Source organism: Williamsia sp. 1135, from assembly GCF_002095395.1.
Taxonomy (GTDB): Bacteria; Actinomycetota; Actinomycetes; order Mycobacteriales; family Mycobacteriaceae; genus Williamsia.
Genome location: NZ_MJEI01000074.1, coordinates 44,131 through 64,122 on the forward strand (window position 1 = coordinate 44,131; position 19,992 = coordinate 64,122).

General features: G+C 64.8%; 19 protein-coding genes and 1 pseudogene. 11 read left to right on the forward strand and 9 right to left on the reverse strand.

The window, feature by feature from the left end; all coding sequences use genetic code 11:
- The first annotated feature begins 117 nt into the window (after positions 1 to 117).
- Both BFL43_RS06875 and BFL43_RS06880 read left to right on the forward strand, forming a co-directional pair.
- Positions 118 to 912: an LLM class F420-dependent oxidoreductase gene (locus tag BFL43_RS06875; RefSeq protein WP_084891837.1), complete on the forward strand. Its 795-nt coding sequence runs from the start codon at positions 118 to 120 to the stop codon at positions 910 to 912.
- 133 nt (positions 913 to 1,045) lie between these two features.
- Positions 1,046 to 2,560 (forward strand): hypothetical protein, encoded by a 1,515-nt coding sequence (locus tag BFL43_RS06880; protein ID WP_240498110.1) that lies wholly within the window; start codon positions 1,046 to 1,048, stop codon positions 2,558 to 2,560.
- A 50-nt stretch (positions 2,561 to 2,610) separates the two neighbouring features.
- On the opposite strand, the gene BFL43_RS06885 is transcribed toward BFL43_RS06880, so the two are convergent.
- On the reverse strand, positions 2,611 to 3,504 hold the full coding sequence (locus BFL43_RS06885) for an alpha/beta hydrolase (protein ID WP_240498113.1): 894 nt from the start codon (positions 3,502 to 3,504) through the stop codon (positions 2,611 to 2,613).
- A gap of 60 nt (positions 3,505 to 3,564) precedes the next feature.
- Here BFL43_RS06885 and BFL43_RS06890 point away from each other — a divergent pair, with 60 nt between their 5' ends.
- Entirely contained in the window at positions 3,565 to 4,866 is a 1,302-nt protein-coding gene (locus tag BFL43_RS06890) for a TrpB-like pyridoxal phosphate-dependent enzyme (RefSeq protein ID WP_084891839.1), read from the forward strand.
- 40 nt (positions 4,867 to 4,906) lie between these two features.
- Here the strand turns inward: BFL43_RS06890 and BFL43_RS06895 are convergent.
- The 5 genes and pseudogenes from BFL43_RS06895 to BFL43_RS06915 all read right to left on the reverse strand — a co-directional run bounded on the left by BFL43_RS06895 (position 4,907) and on the right by BFL43_RS06915 (position 9,370).
- Positions 4,907 to 5,927 (reverse strand): annotated as a pseudogene (locus tag BFL43_RS06895) (alcohol dehydrogenase catalytic domain-containing protein).
- A 10-nt stretch (positions 5,928 to 5,937) separates the two neighbouring features.
- A complete protein-coding gene (locus tag BFL43_RS06900) occupies positions 5,938 to 7,332 on the reverse strand; it encodes an aromatic ring-hydroxylating dioxygenase subunit alpha (protein WP_084891840.1) in 1,395 nt (464 codons plus the stop codon).
- Positions 7,329 to 7,634 (reverse strand): hypothetical protein, encoded by a 306-nt coding sequence (locus BFL43_RS06905; protein ID WP_084891841.1) that lies wholly within the window; start codon positions 7,632 to 7,634, stop codon positions 7,329 to 7,331. The genes BFL43_RS06900 and BFL43_RS06905 overlap by 4 nt, the downstream gene beginning before the upstream one ends.
- Before the next feature lie 111 nt (positions 7,635 to 7,745).
- Complete coding sequence (locus BFL43_RS06910) at positions 7,746 to 8,492, reverse strand: ThuA domain-containing protein (RefSeq protein ID WP_084891842.1); 747 nt, start codon at positions 8,490 to 8,492, stop codon at positions 7,746 to 7,748.
- Between the two features lie 77 nt (positions 8,493 to 8,569).
- The gene (locus BFL43_RS06915; RefSeq protein WP_084891843.1) at positions 8,570 to 9,370 is read right to left on the reverse strand and encodes a TetR/AcrR family transcriptional regulator; all 801 of its coding nucleotides are present in this window, start codon (positions 9,368 to 9,370) and stop codon (positions 8,570 to 8,572) included.
- Positions 9,371 to 9,494: 124 nt separating this feature from the next.
- Here BFL43_RS06915 and BFL43_RS06920 point away from each other — a divergent pair, with 124 nt between their 5' ends.
- From BFL43_RS06920 to BFL43_RS06940, 5 genes are all read left to right on the forward strand, one after another.
- The gene (locus tag BFL43_RS06920; protein ID WP_084891844.1) at positions 9,495 to 10,157 is read left to right on the forward strand and encodes a TetR/AcrR family transcriptional regulator; all 663 of its coding nucleotides are present in this window, start codon (positions 9,495 to 9,497) and stop codon (positions 10,155 to 10,157) included.
- 108 nt (positions 10,158 to 10,265) lie between these two features.
- Entirely contained in the window at positions 10,266 to 10,973 is a 708-nt protein-coding gene (locus BFL43_RS06925) for a histidine phosphatase family protein (protein WP_084891845.1), read from the forward strand.
- 24 nt (positions 10,974 to 10,997) lie between these two features.
- Positions 10,998 to 11,759, forward strand: a complete 762-nt coding sequence (locus BFL43_RS06930) for an SDR family oxidoreductase (protein ID WP_084891846.1) — start codon at positions 10,998 to 11,000, stop codon at positions 11,757 to 11,759.
- A gap of 9 nt (positions 11,760 to 11,768) precedes the next feature.
- Positions 11,769 to 13,160, forward strand: a complete 1,392-nt coding sequence (lpdA, locus tag BFL43_RS06935; RefSeq protein WP_084891847.1) for a dihydrolipoyl dehydrogenase — start codon at positions 11,769 to 11,771, stop codon at positions 13,158 to 13,160.
- A gap of 18 nt (positions 13,161 to 13,178) precedes the next feature.
- Positions 13,179 to 13,967, forward strand: a complete 789-nt coding sequence (locus tag BFL43_RS06940; protein WP_084891848.1) for a ThuA domain-containing protein — start codon at positions 13,179 to 13,181, stop codon at positions 13,965 to 13,967.
- Positions 13,968 to 13,970: 3 nt separating this feature from the next.
- Here BFL43_RS06940 and BFL43_RS06945 read toward each other — a convergent pair whose 3' ends face one another.
- Positions 13,971 to 14,747, reverse strand: coding sequence for an SDR family NAD(P)-dependent oxidoreductase (locus BFL43_RS06945; protein ID WP_084891849.1), 777 nt, complete (start codon positions 14,745 to 14,747; stop codon positions 13,971 to 13,973).
- A 166-nt stretch (positions 14,748 to 14,913) separates the two neighbouring features.
- Here BFL43_RS06945 and BFL43_RS06950 point away from each other — a divergent pair, with 166 nt between their 5' ends.
- From BFL43_RS06950 to BFL43_RS06960, 3 genes are read left to right on the forward strand one after another with little or no spacing between them, the layout of a single operon-like run.
- Positions 14,914 to 16,638 (forward strand): PEP-utilizing enzyme, encoded by a 1,725-nt coding sequence (locus BFL43_RS06950; protein WP_084891850.1) that lies wholly within the window; start codon positions 14,914 to 14,916, stop codon positions 16,636 to 16,638.
- Complete coding sequence (locus BFL43_RS06955; protein ID WP_240498111.1) at positions 16,635 to 17,651, forward strand: NADP-dependent oxidoreductase; 1,017 nt, start codon at positions 16,635 to 16,637, stop codon at positions 17,649 to 17,651. Before BFL43_RS06950 ends, BFL43_RS06955 begins: the two co-directional genes overlap by 4 nt.
- Positions 17,648 to 18,421, forward strand: a complete 774-nt coding sequence (locus BFL43_RS06960) for an enoyl-CoA hydratase/isomerase family protein (RefSeq protein ID WP_084891851.1) — start codon at positions 17,648 to 17,650, stop codon at positions 18,419 to 18,421. Before BFL43_RS06955 ends, BFL43_RS06960 begins: the two co-directional genes overlap by 4 nt.
- Positions 18,422 to 18,431: 10 nt before the next feature.
- Here BFL43_RS06960 and BFL43_RS06965 read toward each other — a convergent pair whose 3' ends face one another.
- Both BFL43_RS06965 and BFL43_RS06970 read right to left on the reverse strand, forming a co-directional pair.
- On the reverse strand, positions 18,432 to 18,992 hold the full coding sequence (locus BFL43_RS06965) for an EthD domain-containing protein (RefSeq protein ID WP_084891852.1): 561 nt from the start codon (positions 18,990 to 18,992) through the stop codon (positions 18,432 to 18,434).
- Positions 18,955 to 19,749: a maleylpyruvate isomerase family mycothiol-dependent enzyme gene (locus BFL43_RS06970; protein WP_084891853.1), complete on the reverse strand. Its 795-nt coding sequence runs from the start codon at positions 19,747 to 19,749 to the stop codon at positions 18,955 to 18,957. The genes BFL43_RS06965 and BFL43_RS06970 overlap by 38 nt, the downstream gene beginning before the upstream one ends.
- Positions 19,750 to 19,992: the final 243 nt, after the last annotated feature.

The following is a 19,992-nucleotide window of genomic DNA, read 5'->3' on the forward strand; positions in this document are numbered from 1 at the left end:
CCCCCTGGGCTGTTGGGATTGGCACAGACCCGCCGAACGCTATGAGGCCGGAGGAAACCGATGGCCAACCCATGGTGAATCGGCGGTTAAGACTCGTGTCTGAGGCATGCTGGATTGATGAGCACACCCATACAGATCGCAGTCCAGCTACAACCGCAGCACTCGCCCGACTACGGCAACATCCGCGACGCCGTGCGCCGCTCCGAGGACATCGGTATCGACATCGCATTCAACTGGGATCACTTCTACCCGCTCTATGGTGATCCCGACGGCGCGCACTTCGAGTGCTGGACGATGCTCGCCGCGTGGGCGGAACAGACCTCCAGGATCCAGATCGGCGCGCTGGTGACCTGCAACAGCTACCGCAATCCGGATCTGCTCGCGGACATGGCCCGGACGGTCGACCACATCTCGGATGGACGGCTGATCTTCGGAATCGGATCAGGCTGGTTCGAAAAAGACTACACCGAATACGGCTACGAGTTCGGTACCGCAGGCAAGCGCCTCGATGCCCTCGGCGAGGCGCTGCCACGGATCAAGAACCGATTCTCCGTGCTCAACCCGGCGCCGACCCGTGAGATCCCCATCCTCATCGGCGGTGGCGGCGAGAAGAAGACCCTCAAGCACGTGGCCGAGCATGCCCACATCTGGCATTCCTTCGTCGATGTCGAGACCTATCGTCACAAATCGCAGGTCCTGGCCGATCACTGCGCGACGGTGGGCCGCGACCCGGGTGAGATCGTCCGCTCCAGTGAACTGTCGCGCGAAGGCAACATAGACGACGCGGTGAAACTGGCCGACGCGCTCGTAGAGGAAGGTGTGACCCTGTTCACCGTTGCTGTGAACGGCCCTGATTACGACCTCGACCTCGCCCGCGGCCTGTGCGAGTGGCGCGACCGCAGGAACGGCTGAGGCCCGGTGCGCTCGCCATGCCGACGGCATCGCGGCGAATCTGAGCGATAATGGTCGCGGCGTAGACGAACGGATACCTGACGCGGGGAGGTGAGCTGCGATGACCTACTGGTCCAACTCTCAGGGACGCCTGATGAGTGAGCCCGAGTTCATCGATGCCATCGCGGCGCAGCTGCAGTCAGCAGCACCACCGGGTGCGACCGGCGCCAAGGTCGACTTCAGTTTTGCGGGGACCGGCACGCGGTACGCCCTGACCTACTTCGGTCAGGTGTCGCAGTACCCGGTCCCGATTCCGCCGCAGGCGCTGGAGTTGGCGAGGGATCTTCGGGTCGGTCGATATCAGTCGGGCGGCGACGCCTGCCTGCTGATGGAGATCACTGTCGGCGCCGGCGCACCCGTGACCCGCTTCGACCACGGCGAGAACGGACCGATCGACCAGGGATTGATCTTCGATGCCGATGCTTATCGGGACGACCTGATGCGGTATCCGCGCCGGGCGCCTGCGTGGTTGGTCGAGTACGTCGGTGGAACACCGATCGCGCAGTTGACGTCAGGGTCGTACTTCCCGTTTCCGTCGGCGGCATCGGTGCCCGCCCACGCCACCGATGCCCAGGCGGCGGTACTCATCGCCCTCGACTTCATCCGGGTCCGCAACTTCGATTTCACCGGGCACAACCTCTATTCACTGACGGCGCAACGTATTCAGACCGGCTGGAGAGTCTTCACCCAGGCCCCCGTCGATCCCTCCAGGGCCGGCGGCCGGATGCGGCTGATCTTCCTGGTGGCCGACGACGGGGTCGTCGAGATGCCCTCGCCCGCAATGACTCCCGAGGCGAACGAACTGATGTTCACGCAGCGGACTTTCGAGCGATCAAGACAACGTACCCAGACACCGTCGGTACACACCCCGGCGCAGTCCGGAGGCGGTGTGGGGGTGGCCACGAGAGGGCCACAGGAATCGACCCAGGATGTGCCCGGCGCCCGCGAGGCCCAGGTTGCCCGTGACAACATGTGGCGCGGTGTCGGCCAGATGTACGAGCCCCTGCTTCCACCGCTCGCGGACAATGCCGAATTGTGGCCGGGCGGCATGCGGGGCTACCGGGTGGTCCGTCGCACTCGGACCACGTTGCTCGCGACCGACGGGCTGTCGGCGCCGAGCCTGATCGGTGGGGGCACCAGCACTGCCTTCGGTCCGATCCCCGGTGGGTCGATCCTGGGCGTGGGCGCCGAGTTCTTCGCCGAGACAATCGATCCCGAGCTGAGGGCCGACGAAAGCGCCCGTAGCCATTGGCTGTTCACCGTCCTGTCTGCCGTCGCCGCGCAGGGGGCCGCCGGAGGCTCCGACCTCGTCGCCGCCATCACCGGATCGCCCGATGCGGTCTATGTGGAACTACCGGGCGTCACCGCCCCGAGGGAATGGCTCGTCGGCAACACCATGGGTGTGTTGCTGAGCAACAAGGGCTGGGGCGCCCCGAGCGGCTTCGACACCCCGCTCGGCCGTGTCGCGCTGGTGTCGATCACGGTGCTGCGGGCCAGCGAATCGGTGACCACCTCGGCGTGGCCTGCGGCGGCGGGTGAGATCTTCCGTCAGCTGACGGCGCGTCGGTTGGGGCACTATTTCGACCCGGGACGTGACGCGATCTACTGAGTGTTGGCCCACTTGAGCAGATGATTCAGCGACCCGGGACGCGACGCTATTTATTGAGTGTTCAGTGCTTTCTGGAGGACCTCGCACTGTTCGTCGAAGAACTTCCGCCCGACGCCGGATTTCAGGATGGCGTCGAAGCCGTGGAACGCGCCGGCGATTACCGTGAATGTCACCGGAACCCCGGCCGCTTCCAGGCGCTTCGCATACGCCTCGTCCTCGTCTCGGAACAGGTCGAGCGAACCGACTCCGATCCAGGCAGGTGCCAAGCCGGTCAGGTCGGTGCGGCGGGCCGGGGCTGCGGCATCCGCGGATTCGCTGCCGATGTAGGCGGCCCACCCGAATTGGTTGCTGGTGACATCCCACAGGCGATGCAGACGGTCGGGGGCTGCGGTGCGGTCGTCCAGCATCGGGTAGACGAGCAACTGGAACGCCGGTGTGATCTCACCCCGGTCGCGGGCGAACGCGGCAACGGTGGCGGCCAGGCCACCCCCTGCGCTCGCGCCACCGATGGCGATGCGCGCCGGGTCGACATCTCCTCTTGCGGCGAGCCACTCGAGGGCCGCGTAGCAGTCTTCGGCGGGCGTGGGGAAACCGAACTCGGGTGCGAGCCGATAGTCCACCGACGCCACGATCAGGCCGACCTCGTCTGCGAAGCGCTGGCAGATCTTGTCGTCTTGTGCCGCGGTGCCGATCACGTAGCCGCCGCCGTGAATCCACAGCAGCGCAGGTCCGGGTATGGCCGCGGGAGTCTCGGGCCGGAACACCCTGACGCTCACGCCGGGAATGACCTCGTGCACCTGAGCTCGTGCACTGCCCCGCACCACCCCGGTCAGCTTGCGCATCACCGGCAGCGTCCGCTTCGTGATGGGATGGCCCGGAACCAGTACGGACGCCAGACGAAGATCCGGGTGGAAGTGCTTACGTTCGCGGAGACGGGCGAGGATCACGATCGGATGCTAGCCGAATGCTGCGCCTCGCAGGGCCGGGACTTTAAAGTCGATGCCATGACAAGTAATGCCACCGCCGAAAGCCCCGACATCACCAGCGTCGAGGTTCCCACCCACTGGTACAACCTGGCCGCCGAACTGTCGGAGCCGATTCCTCCGCACCTGCATCCGGGGACGAAGGAGCCGGTCGGTCCCGAGGACCTCGCACTGCTGTTCCCCGCGGGGCTCATCGCACAGGAGGTGACGCCCGAGGTCTACATCGAGATCCCGGAGCCGGTGCGTGAGGTCTACAAGATGTGGCGACCTTCGCCGCTGATCAGGGCGCGCCGCTTCGAGCAGGCCCTGAACACCAAGGCGCGCATCTACGTGAAGTACGAGGGCGTGAGCCCGGTGGGCAGTCACAAGACCAATTCCGCGGTGGCACAGGCCTATTACAACTCGGTGGACGGCGTCAAGAAATTGACGACAGAGACCGGGGCCGGCCAGTGGGGCAGTGCCCTGGCATTCGCAGGGGCGCTGTTCGACATCGACGTCGAGGTCTGGCAGGTGCGCGCGTCCTATGAGTCGAAGCCCTACCGGCGCTATCTCATCGAAACCTACGGCGGCACCATCCATTCGAGCCCGTCCGAGCTGACCGAAGCAGGTCGCGCGATCCTCGCCGCGACCCCGGACACCACGGGCAGCCTGGGTATGGCCGTCAGCGAAGCCGTGGAGGCGGCTGTCAAGGACCCGCAGGCCCGGTACGCGTTGGGCAGCGTCCTCAACCACGTCGTCTTGCATCAGAGCGTGATCGGACTCGAGGCCGTGGAGGAACTCGCGCTGGTGGAGTCCGGTGGTGCGGATCTGGTGGTCGGTTGCGCCGGAGGCGGATCCAACCTCGCCGGGCTGGCGTTCCCATTCCTCCGGGAGAAGCTGCACGGCCGGTCCGATCCGAAGGTGCTGGCCGCCGAACCGTCCGCGTGTCCGTCGATCACCAAGGGCGAGTACCGCTACGACCACGGCGACGTGGCCGGATTGACGCCGCTGCTGAAGATGCACACGCTGGGAATGGATTTCGTTCCGGATCCGATCCATGCCGGCGGACTCCGCTACCACGGGATGTCGCCGGCGCTGAGCCACACCGTCGAACTGGGGCTGGTCGAGGGTGTCGCGATCGAACAGCGGGAAGCGTTTGCCGCCGGTGTGCTGTTCGCCAGGACCCAGGGCATCGTCCCGGCGCCCGAATCGACTCACGCGATTGCCGCAGCGGTTTCGCGGGTGCGTGATTCAGACGCGGAAGACGTTGTGGTGATCGGACTGAGCGGCCATGGTCAGCTCGATTTGCCGGCCTACTCCGAGTTCCTCGCCGGAAACGTCTGACCAAGGCGACAGATTCGTCGAGGACGAACCCGGGGCATGATCAGCGGGTGGGCACCACAACTGCCCGCCCGCGGATCGTGCCGGCGTGGAGGCGTTCGTATGCTTCCGGTGCAGAGTCCATGGCGAACTCCTCTACGGCGATCTCGATCGCGCCACGGCGGGCGAGTTCGACCACCTCGATCAGCTCCGATCGGGATCCCCAGTTGACCACCCGTACAGAGACATCGAACGGCACGGTCAGATATCCGACGGGGACGGCACCGGTGCTGACACCGACCATCACGATCTGTCCGGCGATGGCGACCGTCGACTGCGCGAGCGCTGCCGTGGGTTCGGCGCCGACGAAGTCGAAGACGACATCCGCGCCGCGACCCCCGGTGAGTTCGCGAACCCGTTCGGCGGCAGCGGCGTCCGAGGCGAAGGCGTGATCTGCGCCGAGTTCGAGGGCATGGGAGATGCTTGCCGGGTTGATGTCCACGGCGATGATCGTCGCCTGCGTCAACGCTTTGAGCAGTTGCACGCCCACGTGGCCCAGGCCGCCGACGCCGATCACCAGCGCGGTGGTTCCCGGAGTGAGCACAGGAAGCGACGGTTTGATCGCGTGGTAGGGCGTCGGTGAGGGACACACTCGGAATGGGATCGAGGTCGCCGAGCGGCACCAGATGCCGGACGTCGTCGACGATCATGTACTCGGCCATCGTGCCCGGCCGATGGATGCCAGGGGCTGATATCCCGTCGACGCAGTTGTTTTCGCTACCCTGCGCGCACGAATGGCAGACGCCGCAGCCCCAGGGGCCGTAGACGAGAACCGAATCGCCGATCTCGACCCCGGTGGTGCCGGGTCCGAGTTCGGCGACCTCTCCCGCACCCTCGTGTCCGAGGGTCAGCGGGAGGGGTGCGAACACATACTGATCCGCAGGGGTCGACATGATGAACTCGTCGGAATGACAGGCCCCGGAGGCGGTCATGCGCACCAGGACTTCGCCGGCACCCGGGGTCGGCCGGTCGATCTCCACGACCTCGGGGCGGGCCCCGAACTCGCGATACTGCAGGGCCCTCATCGTCGGCATGTCAGTCGTCGACTTCCTCGCCGATCCACTTCGCGAGCAGATGGTGGATGTGGCGGATCTTGACTTCCTGGTACCGGGCCAGCGGAAGGGTCTTGGTCTGAGCGGACTTCAGGCCCTTGTGTACCTTCGGCATGTTGTATGCGTCCTGGTCGAACACACGGGCCGAACTGCCGAGAACCGTTGCCTCCAGCCAGGACTGCTCAGGATCGAGCCACTGCGTCTTGGCAGGCTTCGGCCGTTCGCCCTTGAAGGGGGCGAGCAGGTAGACGTCCATGATCGATGTCTCATGGTTGTCACCGTTGGGCCGGAACCGGTAGACGATGCGCTGGTAGGCGCCCCACGGATGAAAGTTCGGGAAGACGGTGTAATAGATGCTGTCGAGCGACTCCGCGTCAGACATCAAGTCTGCCTTGACGTCTCCGATGATGTCGCGCAGACCCTCGCGGGCCAGCATGCCGGACATCTCGCGGGCGGTGACACCCTCGGGCAGGGTCACCATCGGATCCTCGTCGATGCGGGCATCGACCATCGAGTCGAACATCTCCTGCTCGGAGGGTACGAACTTGATGTGCGGGCTGGGGACACCGTTGGCGGTGATCCCGCGGTTGAAGTTGCCCCAACTGTCGTACTGGCTGTTCGAGTCGCCGGTGCCGACCACGCGCTGCGGGTGGGTGGTGATCACGTGGAAGGCCTCGGAGAAGGCTTCCTGGGCGATCTTCCAGTTGGCCTGGATCACCTGTGCCACGTGAGCCTGGATGTAGCGGTCTTCCAGTGGCCAGGCCTCGAAGTGCTTTCCGAGGTCGCCCAGGAAGCTGTCGAGTGATTCGGACGCGGGATCCATGTTGATGAAGACGAACCCGCCCCAGGTGTCGACCTTGACCTGCGGTAGATCCATCTTGCCCTTGTCGACCTGAGGAAAGTCCCATGCGCAGGTCATGGACTTCAGTGAGCCGTCGAAGTTCCAGGCGAATCCGTGGAAGGGGCAGCGGAGTTCGTTGCCCGCCGGTCCGTCCTCCTCGCGGAGGGTGCGGCCACGGTGCAGGCAGGAGTTGTAGAAGGCGCGGATGCTCATGTCCTTGCCGCGGACGATGAGGATCGATTTCTCGCAGATCTCGTAGACCAGGGTGTCTCCGGGCTCGGGGATCTCTTCCTCTCGGCACGCCATCTGCCAGACCTTGTACCAGACCCGGTCGCGTTCGAGTTCGTGGTACTTGCGGCTGATATAGCGCGACACCGGCACGAAGTTCTGGTCCTCGTACAGCTCGTACGACTCTTCCCGCAGGATGTCCGGAACCGGGTGGGTGTCGGTCTCCAGCAGGCGCTGGTAACCGGTGCCGTTCTCGATGAAGCCGCCGTCAGCTGCCGACTGCTGGGACGGGCGCGCTTCGGTGGTCACAGTTTGCCTCCTTGTTCCAGGCTGACGGCGAGAGCATCTTGTGCCACCTTGTCGGCCTGCATCTTCTCGAGGAGCTTCGCGGCTCCCATGAATCGTCGGTTCTGGGTGATGGGTACGGGTTCTCGGGGGCCGAGACCCACCCAGCGGGCCAATTCGGGATCCACTGACTTCACCTCACCGTGGAGGTATCGGCCTTCGGGGTCGAAGGTCCCTGTCTTACCGTCTTTGGTGGTCACGAGGACGTTGTAGTCATCGTCGAACTCGTAGATCGCACGGCTCATCGGATGCTTGATCTGTCGCATCTGGAGTCTCCTTTGTCGGGGCTGCTGCCTTACTTGGCACCGAATGCATTAACTGTAGCAGCGAAAGGTGATGACGAGCACACTTTTCTTTACGTTCACTCCAATAACCCCTCAGCGCAGGCGGGCGGCCCATTCGAGTGCACCGGCGACGAGTTGCCGGTACGTCGGATCGGAGAGCGTGGGTGCCTTGTCACCTGGCTGGAGGTAGGCCAGCCGGCTGCGTCCGGTCGTCTTCGTCCACCCGACCAGTTGTGATCCCGGTCGATGGTGCCAACCTGCACGTTCGTCGCGCCTTCCGGCCATCGCGAGGGCTGTGGACCAGTGGACCGCATCGCTCATCTCGGCATCGGTGCGCAGCAGGGGCGTGACGTCGTCCTCGAAAACCTCGCACAGATAGGTTTCGTCGACGAGCTCGAAGGTGGGCGGGAGTCCGGCGACGATCGGATGGGTGGGATCGGCGACAGTGACCCGCTGTGCGACGGCGTGCCGGTAGCCGGAATCAGGGCAGCTCACGCCGCGTACGACACCGGGTCGGTACAGGTAGCGGCCGCCGACGAACTCCGCCCAGTCGTCCCAGTTCGCCCAGGATGCGATGGCGTGGTGAAGGATCACATAGCCGTGGCCGGTCGCGGGCGCGGCGGCGACCGCTGCGCGCAGGGTCGCGGGGGGATCGGCAGGCTCCGGCAGGGTGCCAGGCATGTCGTAGTGCAGTGATACGTCGAACTTCTCCAGTTCGGCGGCGTCCGGCTCTGCGTCCGGGTGCTCGAACCAGGTGATCTCGCCGGGCAGCGAGCCCAGGAACTCCGTGAAGGCGTCGCGGTCGAACGAATGTCCGCCGGTGAAGGCCGCTACGCGCATGGCCACACTCCGTTTCTGAGTAATTCAACTGGGGTTGCAGTCAAGTTACTCGACCGGAATGGCCTCGCGGGGTCGGTTCAGCGACCTTCGATCATCTTGGAGCAGACATCCGTGGTGGCCGAGCGCAGACGCGGGACCGAAATGGTCGCGAGTGGACCGCCCTCGATACGCAGCGGCTGGATGGCGATCGTGGTGGCGATCATCGTCCGCACCCGCAGTGTCCGCGCCGCCTGTTGCGCGGCCGCCGAACGCTTGTTCGCGGGTGTCTCGTCGACGGGGAAGTAGTCGAAGGCTCGCCGGATGTGCCGGTCCTCGTACTCCTTGGTGAGAAGTCGGGTGCCCGGGGTCGCACCCCCGGCCATCTGTAAGAACAGCATGCGGGCGGCATTGGGGTGGGCGGCCGTCCAGTCCCAGACGGCCTCCACGACATCCTTGAACGACTGCGCATCTCCGGTGACATCATCCGGGCGAGCCGCCTGCGCGGCAGCGGAACTGGCGTCCATCGCATAGCCCAGCGCGCTCTCGAACAGGTCTTCCTTGCTGGAGAAGTGGTAGTAGACCGCGGTCGGAACCATTCCGGCTTCCTCGGCGATCTCCTGGATCGACGCCTCTGCGAAACCCTTCTTCGAGAAGACGCGGACGGCGGCCTTGACGATCAGGTGCCGTCGCGATGGTCGGTGAGCTGACCCCTTGACCTGCGCTGTCGGCTCGACGGGCGCGTCCTCGACCTCTGGTTCCCGGTTGGCCGGGATGACCACCGTGGCCGGGATGTCGTCGGCGGCGGGGAAAGAATCCCATCCCCACTGCTCGGCGTCGCCCCCCTCGGGGCCATCACCTGGTGCGTTGTTGTCATCTGGCTTGCTGTTTCGCCGTGGCACAGCGGTCCTCCTCCACCTGCGGATCACTGAAGTGACCCCAAGCTACTCCCAGATCGGGCCGCGATGACCGCGGGCCGGGCCGTGGGGTGTCACGATCCGGGTATCGGGTGTCATGATCTAGCCCATGGCAGGCAAGGGAGTGACGTCAGGACAGGCCGGTGCCGGCCGGAAAGCCGCCGCGAGCACGCCTACGACGAAGGGTGCCAAGCGGGCAGCGCACCGGCCATCTCGCCGCGAGGTGGTGGTCGAGGCGGCCATGCACTTGTACTCGGTCCGCTCGATCGAGGACGTCACGGTGGCCGACATCGCTGCGGAGGCACACATGACCTCCGCCGCGGTGTATTACCACTACCCGTCGAAGGACGAGGTCCTGCTGGGCGGCCTGCGGTTGTACGCGACCGGACTGCTCGACGAGTTCCGTGCTCAGCTGCTGGCAAGTCCCGATGCCCCCCTCGGAGACATCATCGTGCGGCTTCTGGAGTGGACGGACCAGCACCGGCCCGCCTCGCTGGTGTTCTTCGTCCGGTCTCCGGGGTGGAGCCTGTCGATCGAGGCGCTGCGCCGTGAGGTGCGGCTGGAACTGCTCAACCTCTTCTCGACCGAACTGCGGGTGCGCAACGGCATTTCTGTGAAGGCCAAGCAGGCCGCTGCGGCGACCGCATTGTCGAGTCTGCTCGAGGTATCGGTGTCGTCGTGGCTCACCGAGGACGCCACGCTGGCCAATCTGGGGCGACGCCGATTCTCTGATGAGGTTCGTGAACTCGCGGCCGATATCGGCAGTGTGTGACCTGCATCGCGGTGGTGCGAGCCAAGTAACGCCGAATTAATCGCGGCTGACCTGCCATTTCGCGAAAGTATCTTTAGACTGACGACAGTTTGTGGTTGACTTGGCCCCGTGCCCAACTCGACCCGTGCCCGGTCCATCGACCTCGACAACCCCTTCGCGCCACTGACCGGGCTGTGTGAGTTGGTGCTCGTCCGGCATGGCGAGCAGCAGCTCAGCAGAGAGCTCAGCGCCGCCGAGACCGTTGACCCGCCGCTGTCCGAGCTGGGCGAGAACCAGGTGCGGGCTGTGGCCCAGCGGCTGGCAGAGCGGCACATCGACGCGGTGTACAGCTCGCCGCTGAGCCGCGCGCTGCGCACCGGGACAGCCATCGCGGATGAACACGGACTCATTCCTGTTGTTCGTGAGGAGTTGACGGAATACGAACCGTGGCAGAACTTCCCGGCCGACCAGTCGCCGTTCGAGGTACTGCCGCACGAAGAGATCTCGAAGATCTTCTCCGAGCACATCCGCACCCGGCGGTATGACGCGTTCCCGTACGCGGAGGATCCGATCGGATTCCGGACCAGGGTGCTCGGTGAGATCGGAGCGATCGTCGAGCAGCATCCGGGGGAGCGTGTGGTCGTGACCTGCCACAGCGGAGTCATCAACGCCGTTCTCGCCGACGCTCTCGGGAGCAGCTTCGACATGCCGGTGCGGGTTCACCACACGTCCGTCAGCGTCGTCCGGGGAGCCGACACCCGGCGGGCAGTGCAGTCGATCAACGACTTCTCGCACGTCCTGGAATTCCAGACGCATGTCGGAGCAATGAACCTCTAGTCACAGTAGTAAAGGAGTCTTTCGATGGATCTCAATCTCAAAGGAAAACGCGCCCTCATCAGTGGTGCGAGCCGCGGCATCGGGTTGGCGATCGCCCGGACCCTACTTGCCGAGGGCGCCTCGGTGGGCATCTGTGCCCGCGGAGAAGAACATCTCGCCGAGGTCGCCGGCGAACTGTCGGAGCAGGGAACGGTTTTCCACAAGGCAGTCGATGTAGGCGACGCCGACTCGGTGAAGTCCTTCGTCGATGAGGCGGCCGAAGCTCTCGGCGGAATCGACATCGTGGTGGTCAACGCCTCGGCGGCCACCGGCAAGGGACATCAGGCCTGGGTCAACAGCTTCAACGTCGACCTGATGAGCCTGGTCAACTTCATCGAATCCGCCACCCCGCATCTCGAGGTGAGCGAGTCGGCCTCCGTGGTCACCATCAGCACCACCTCCGCGCTCGAGGCCGGCCCCATCAGCACCGCCAACAGCTACGGAGCACTGAAGGCAGCCGTGCTGCAGCATTCCTCTGCGCAGGCGCGGGCGTTGGGTCCCAAGGGAATTCGCGTAAACGCCATCTCGCCCGGACCGATATTCTTCGAAGGCGGCGCCTGGGACACCATCCAGACCGCTCGCCCCGCCCTGTACGAGGCCGCACTCGCCTCCGCCTCGCTCGGCAAGCTCGGCGGCGCCGAAGATGTCGCCAATGCCGTTGTCTTCCTGTCCTCCCCGGCTGCCGGACACATCACCGGGACCAACCTGGTGGTCGACGGCGGATTCACCAACCGCTTCGACTTCTGAGTCTCTGACATGGCAAGCGAGAAGTCGGCCGATCTGCTGATCCTCGGAGGCGGGTCAGGCGGGTATGCGTGTGCTCTGCGGGCTGCGCAGCTCGGAATGTCGGTGATCCTGATCGAAGCCGACAAGCTGGGCGGCACGTGTCTACACAACGGGTGCATTCCGACCAAGGCGCTGCTCCACGCGGCCGAGGTCGCCGACTCTGTTCGCGAGGCGCCGGGTTTCGGGATCGAGGCGACGCTCGACGGCATCGACATGAGTGCGGTGAACACCTACAAGGACGAGGTCATCGCGGGCCTGTATCGCGGTCTGCAAGGCCTCGTGGCCTCTCGCGAGATCGATCTCGTCAGTGGGCACGGTCGAGTGGTGGGCGATCGCACCGTCGAGGTCGAGTTGGCTGACGGCGGCACCGCGCGCTACCGCGGTGAAGCACTCGTGCTCGCCACCGGTTCACAGCCGAAGTCGTTGCCAGGTCTGACAGTTGGCGGCGCGGTCATGACCAGCGACCGCGCGCTGGAGCTCGACAGCGTTCCCGAACGTGTCGTGGTGCTCGGCGGCGGCGTGATCGGCTGCGAGTTCGCCAGCGTCTGGTCGTCGCTCGGCGCCCACGTGACAATCGTGGAGGCAGCGCCGAATCTGCTTCCGACAGAGGATCCCTGGACGTCCAAGCAGGTCGAGCGCGCGTTCCGTAAGCGGGGGCTGGTCCTGCGGACGAAAACCGCCTTCAGCTCGGTGACCGAAGCCGATGGTGGCGTCGACGTCGAGCTGGCCGACGGATCGCATATCGAGGCCGACATCATGCTCGTCGCGGTGGGCCGCGGCCCGCGCACGGCAGACATGGGTTTCGCCGAAGCAGGTGTCGATCTCGAACGTGGCTTCGTGGTGACCGACGAATGGTTGCAGACGTCTGTGCCCGGCGTCTTCGCCGTGGGCGACATCGTCGCCGGACCGCAATTGGCGCACCGCGGCTTCGCCCAGGGCATCCTGGTGGCCGAGCAACTGGCCGGATTCGACTGTGTTCCCATCGTGGACAAGGGTATTCCTCGTGTGACGTACTCCAATCCCGAGGTCGCGTCGGTCGGTCTCACCGAAGCCGAGGCCGCGCAGGAGTATGGCGACGTCGCGACAGTGGTCTATGACCTCGGAGGCAACGGCAAGAGCCGCATCCTGCGTACCTCCGGCGGGGTCAAGCTCGTATCGGCGGGCCCAGACGGCCCGGTTGTGGGAATCCACCTGGTTGGTGCCCGGGTCGGTGAGCTCATCGGTGAAGCCCAGCTCATCTACAACTGGGAGGCAACCGCAGGTGATGTCGCACAACATATCCACGCGCATCCGACTCAGGCCGAGGCCTTGGGCGAAGCGCATCTGGCGCTGGCGGGCAAAGCACTCCACGCGCACGGCTAGGTACTGAGGGAAGAACCAATGGCAGGACCAGCGGGCCGGCTCGATGCAGTCGTCGTATGCGGTGGACAGTGGCATGACTTCGATTACGCCCGGCTGCAATTGCTTACGGCACTATCCGGATACGAGCACGTACGCACCAGGGTCTTCGAGGACTACAACTGTCTCGAAGCCCTGGCGTCCGCAGACCTGCTGATCACCTACACCTGCAATCGGGTGCCGGACGAGACGCAGCAAGAAGCGTTGATCGGGTTCGTCTCCCGGGGCGGCCGCTGGCTGGCTCTGCACGGGACGAACTCAGCGATCGACCGGACACCGCCGGGTTCGGCAAGCAAGTATGTGACCCCGCGGACGATGGGGGAGCTGCCGCAGGTGCTCGGGAGCCAATTTCTGGGACATCCGCCGATTGCGCCGTATCTGGTCGAGGTGACCGACCCCGAGCATCCGTTCGTCTCCGGCGTCGAACCGTTCGAGGTGACCGACGAGCTCTACGTCAGTGAGCTCCATCCTCCGATCCAGGTCCTGGCTCATACCCGATTCGTCGGCGAATCAAGAGGATTCGAAGAAGGACACACGACCGTGGACAAACCGCGCCCGGTGTTGTACTTGAAGGATCACGGAGCTGGGACCGTCTGTTACTTCACGCTGGGCCACTGTCGTGGCCGGTTTGATGTCCAGGATCTGGGTATCGACGATCTCGGCCGGGTCGATCTGGGGAGCTGGGCCGTACCGGAGTTCCATACGATCCTGGGACGGTGTCTGTCGTGGGCCGTCACCGGTGTGGTGACGGCGCCACTCCAGATCGGCTGAAGCTCAGTACATCGCCGTTCCACCGTCGACGCTGAGGATGGACCCGGTGATGCCGGCGCCCGCGTCTGAGGCGAGGAGCATCGCCACAGCCGCGACTTCTTCGATGGTGTTGGGGCGCTTGATCGCCGACTCCTCGGCGAACAGCGCGACCATCTCGTCGAACGACATGCCCATGGCCTTGGCCGTGTCGGGTCCATTGTTCTTGATGATGTCGGTGATCACCAGACCTGGGCAGATTGAGTTGACGGTGATGCCCTCGGTGCCGACCTCGCGGGCGATCGACTTGGTCATGCCGTTGATCGCGTGCTTGGCGGCCACGTAGGCGGTGAACACGGGCTTGCCGTGCTTGCCTTCGACCGAGGAGATGTTGATGATGCGGCCGTACTTGTTCGGGAGCATGTGCTGCAACGCGCGGCGGGTGGCCCAGAAGTTCGAGTTCAGGTTCCAGTTCATCACCAGGGTCCATTCCTCGTCACTGAGGTTGGCGGTGGGCTGTAGGTCCTTGGCGCCGCCGGCGTTGTTCACCAGGACGTCGATACGGCCGAAGGTTGCGACGGTCTGCTCGATGAAGTCCTCCACATCGGCCTGCACCGTCACGTCACCGGGGAAGAAGGCAGCGCGTTCACCGACGCCGAACTCGGCCAGAGCTTTATCGCCCTTCTCCTTCGAGCGGCCGTTGAGCGATACCTTCGCACCCTCTGCCAGAGCCGCTTCGGCGATACCGCGGCCAATACCTTGCGTGCCGCCGGTGATGGCAACAACCTTGTCTTGCAGTTTCATCGAGTGTCTCCTATGCAGATTCTTCCCTGGTCCACAGACAAGTAACTTGTCATGGACTACAGTCTTACATGTAGAGTGTCATAAGTCACACAGTGTGTGAAGTCAGAATAAAGAAACTACCCATCGTGGATCACGATCGGTGATGTGAAAGAGACGAGATACAGCAATGGCCGAACAGCGTTGGTTGGTCGACACCGACCCGAGCACACGCCTCCCCGTCTACACGCGGCTCAACGCGAGCGATGTGCTGTCGGACCCGATCACGCCGCTCGGTGCGGACCTCGGCTGGATTCAGAACATCCTGCCCGGGTGGAACTTCGGATATGCGAGCCTCGGTAGCTACTCCCTCGCGGAGAAGCCCGATGTCGCGGCGTCGTCCGGCATCTTCTACGGACACCTCTACATCAACCTGTCGATGTCACGTCTCGTCGGCATCCGCGGTGGAATCCCCGTCGAGCTCGTCGACCAGCTCTGGTACGGCGGAGACCCGAACATCCCGGCCTATGTGGGCCACCCCGATGACGAGAACGCAGAGGCCACCGCGCGGCTGGCAGCCCGTAACGCCTGGGCGTTGTCGACCGAGACCTTCCCCGAGCTGGAGGAGGATCGGACTCTGGCCGACAAGCTGCGCACCGAGCGTCCCGACCTCACCTCGTTGACCCCGGCTGCGCTCGTCGCGCGGGCTCGTTCGGTGATGCCGCTGGAGCGCGTCGCCTGGCGTGGCGAAGTCGTTGCCACCAACTGTGCAGCAGTCGGCCCCGCCGTCCTGGGACAGCTCCTCGGTGCCGAGCACCAGGACCTGATCGTCACCTTGGTCGGCGCCGCCGGCGACGTGGACTCGGCGCTGCCATCGTACGCGCTGTGGGAGCTCGGTCGCATGGTGCGGGCTGACGAGAAGCTGATGGCCGCGTTCGCCGCCGGCGTCCAGGGAGTCGGAGCCCGTGTCGCCGGAATCGACCCGAAGTTCGACTCGACCTTCGAGCAGTTCATCCTCGACTTCGGATATCGCGGACCCAACGAGTGGGACCTCGGTTCCGTCTCGTGGGAGACCCAGCCCGAACTCGTACTCGGACTGATCGACCGGCTCCGGTTGCAGGACGATTCGGCGTCACCGTCCGCGCGCCTCGGCGACCATGCCACAGACACCGACGACGCACTCGGCAAGGCTGTTGCGATTGTCGGCGATGACGCCGAGGGTCAGGCGACCCTCACCGCAGCGCTCGCTTCGGCCCGTCGCTTCGCTGCCTGGCGTGAGCGCGCGAAGACCAACTGCATCAAGGTCATTCACGAGGCGCGGGCGCCGCTCGTCGAACTCGGCCGCCGATTGCATGCCGATGGTCACCTCGAGGCCGCCGATCACGTGTTCATGGCCGTCGACGACGAGCTCGACGCTCTGGCGAGCGCACCTGAGTCGATGAAGGTCACGTTGGCCGAGCGTCACAAGGAGTGGGAGGGGCTGTTCGGACTCGAACTGCCCACCTTCCTCGATGCCCGCGAACCGTTTCCGGCGCTGTCGACTCTGGGTCGGAAGGGTCAGTCGGCGGTCGACGCCGTCAAGGTCGGCGACGTGTTGCAGGGGTCGGGTGCTTCGCCCGGTATCACTCGCGGTCGCACTCGGGTGATCACCTCGATGGCGGCGCTCGATGAGTTCGAGGTCGGCGAGATCCTCGTCGCCCCGCAGACCGACCCGTCCTGGACCCCCTTGTTCATGGTGTCCGGTGGAGCGATCACCGACGTCGGAGCGATGGGTTCGCACGCGATGATCGTCAGCCGCGAGCTCGGGATAGCCTGTGCAGCCGGTGTGCAAGCCGCCACCCGTCGCATCCCGAACGGCGCGCTCGTCGAGGTCGACGGCTCCAAGGGCACGGTCACCATCCTGGAACTGCCTTGAGCAGCGGCGTGATCACCACCACCAGGGCTGTCTATCTGCGCGAGCGTCCGCCGGACGGCGAGCCTCGGCCCGAGCACTTCGAGGTCCGGGACGCGCCGCTCCCCGAGCGCACCGACGGTCAGGTGCTGGTCCGCAACTTGTTCATGAGTGTGGACCCGTCGATGCGGGGCCGTCTCGCGACGTCGGAATTGCACTACACCACCAACTTCCAGGTGGACGAACCACTGGACGGCTCGGCGCTGGGGGTTGTGGTCGAAGGGAACCGTGAGGTTCCGGTCGGTTCGTACGTGCGGCATCGGCTCGGCTGGCGCGACCACGCGGTGGTCGACACCACCGCCGCCGCCGTGATCGATCCCCGGGGCATCGACCTGCACCACTGGCTCGGAGTGCTGGGGCAAACGGGGTTCACTGCCTACAGCGGCTTGGTCCGTGCCGGTGAGATCCGCAGCGGAGACGACGTCTTCGTCTCCGCGGCCGCCGGTGCGGTCGGTAGCACCGCGGGTCAGTTCGCCAAGCTGCTCGGCGCTTCGAAGGTCATCGGTAGTGCCGGTGGTCCCGAGAAGGCCGCTCTGCTGACAGATCGTCTCGGGTTCGACGCTGGTCTCGACTACCGCGCCAACCCGATCGGTGCGGCGCTCCGCGAAGCTGCTCCCGATGGCATCGATCTCTACTTCGACAATGTGGGTGGTGATCACCTGGTCGCTGCGCTGTCGTCGCTGCGACAACGGGGTCGAGTTGCGTTGTGCGGCATGATCTCCAACGGCGGTCCGGACAGCCCGCCGATCGATCATCTGATGAATTGCATCCTCAAACGGATCACGATCAGGGGCTTCATCGTCCGTGACCATGAAGATCTCCGGCCCGAGTTCGAGGATCGGGTGGCCGGGTGGCTTGCCGCGGGCGAACTCGTCGCGGAGTCGACAATCTACGACGGACTCGACAACGCGGTCGATGCGTTTCTGTCCATGCTCGGCGGCGGCAACGTCGGGAAGATGCTGGTGGGGTTGGCGTGACGACGATTGAAACGACCGCGTGGACGCTGGTTGTCGAGCAGCGGGTGGCTGTCGCGACCTTCAGTCATCCGCCGCGCAATCTCATGACGTTCGCGGACATGACCGAGCTCGAACAGATCGTCAGGAAGGTCGCTGACGATGAGAGCATCTCGGTGCTGGTGATCGCCAGCGACATCCCCGACTATTTCGTCGCGCATGGTGATCTCGAGGACTTGCTGCGGCTGGGTCGTGGTGAGCCGTACGCCGGCGACGCCGGTTCGTGGCCCCGCACGCTGGGCCTGTTCGGGACCATGCCGCAGATTGTCGTCGCCGCGATCAACGGTCAGGCGTGGGGCGGTGGACTCGAATTGTCGCTGGCCTGCACTCTGCGGATAGCCGGTCCGGCCGCAAGCCTCGGGCTGTGCGAGGTGGGCCTCGGGTTGATTCCGGGCGGCGGTGGGACACAGCGCCTGCCACGATTGATCGGAGCGGGGCGAGCAGCGGAGATGGTGCTCACCTCACGCCCGATCGACGCCGACGAGGCATTGCGTATCGGCCTTGTTCAGGCGGTGTTGCCGGATGCCCCGTTCATCGATGCCGTCCTGGACTGGGTTGCGGCCCTCGCAGCCCAACCGCCGCAGGCGCTCCGTGCCGCGAAGAAGTCGTTGGCCGGCGCCGAGTACCTGCCGTTGGAGCAAGGTCTCGCACTCGAGGGCGAATTGGTGGGCCCGCTACTCGCGGACCCCGAGGCCGTCTCTCTTCAGGAGCAGGAGTTGGCCCGGCACCGCTGACTGTCGACTCTCAGAGGCGCCCGATGACCATTGCCGAGCGGTCGTGGTTGATGAACTTGCGCTCGTCCTCGAGGAGGGGGCCCGCGATCTCGGTGTTGGCCAGTACGCCACGGAAAGTTTCGTCCGTCGAGTAGCAGGCCACCGCGATGCCGTCGAATCGTGGGCCGGTGAATCCGACTTGTTGCCGGACAGTCTCGGTCAATGCGGTGTCGAGATGGATCTGCCGGTAGCCTTCTGATCCGGGCACCCGGCTTCCGAGTTCGGCGTGCGTGGTGCTCCAGTATTCGAGGAACTCCTCTGCCGTCATGCCCTCGCGGCGGGTCAGGGCCATGGCCAGCACGATGGGCTCATCGCCAGGTACCACGATGAACTCGGAGCCGACCAGAACTGTTGATCGTTCTGAGTCCAGGCACGCCTCGGCCCGCAGCGTTTGCGTCAGCGACGACAGCAGCCCGGGTGTGATGAGGTCGGCGTCCAACTCGATGAAGCCGGCAACCGGTGGTGCGTCATCTGTACATAGAGTTTGTTCGGCATCAGATGATGTCGACGGTGTCGAGAACCTTCTCTGCATAGGCAGCGTCACCTTCTACCGAAACATGCTTGCGCCACGGACTACGAGTGGTACCCCACAGTATGAAATCGGTTGCGGGCGAGGAGATCACCGTCTGTGCGTTCGACAGTCCGGCCTCGACCGTGAGCAGGTTCGAACCGGGTTGCAGTGTCCATTCGCCGCCGCCGGGGCCGGTGAGCCGCACGCCGAGCGGGCGATCGAGCACGCCGCTCACCGGCGTACACATCTGCGGCAGTCCGGCCCACATCCAGTCGACGGCTGCGCGAACCAGGTCATCTTCCGGATCGGGGACCTCGCGGTCGACGGGCGCCTCGGGTCCGAGGAGGTCGACGTACATGTGGCACCACATGTCGAACGCGAACGCATCTGAAAGCTGATGTGTCTGATAGGTTCCCAGATCGGTCAGTGTCATCGGCGCAGAGGCGAGCTCGTCTGCCTGCATCGCCTCGAGCACACCCATTGCGCCGTCGACATTGGTGAGGAACTCGTCGGCCACCTGAGTGTTCGTCCAGTCCCGCCGCACATCGACAAGCTGGTTCTGCAGCTCTTCCGCGGTCGTGGGAGCAGGCATCGAGGGATCAGGCTCAGGTGGATCGACCATGACCTTGAAGTTCGAGCCGGTGTGCGCAACAAGGTCTTTGACCGACCAGCCTGCGCATCGGCTGGGCGCGTCCCACTCCTTCGGGGTGAGACTGCGGACGATGAGCGAGTACCTGTTGGCGAGTTCGCGACTGGCGGTCAATCCGGCTTTGCTCATGACTGAATCCTTTGAATCACCGGCGCTCAGCAGATGTGACCTGCGCCTCAGTTGCACCGAGTCAACCACCAAACAAGGGTGACTGTCAAGAAACTCTTTTGAGCATGCCGGCGTTCAGAAGGGTGGTGGGTTCTCCTCGCTTTTCTGTCTGTTGCGTAGTCGTTCTTGTTGACGGCGTACGTGTTTGGTGTGGGTGCGGGTGTGTTGTCGGGTGGGTGGTGGTGATGTGCTTCGTCGTCGGCC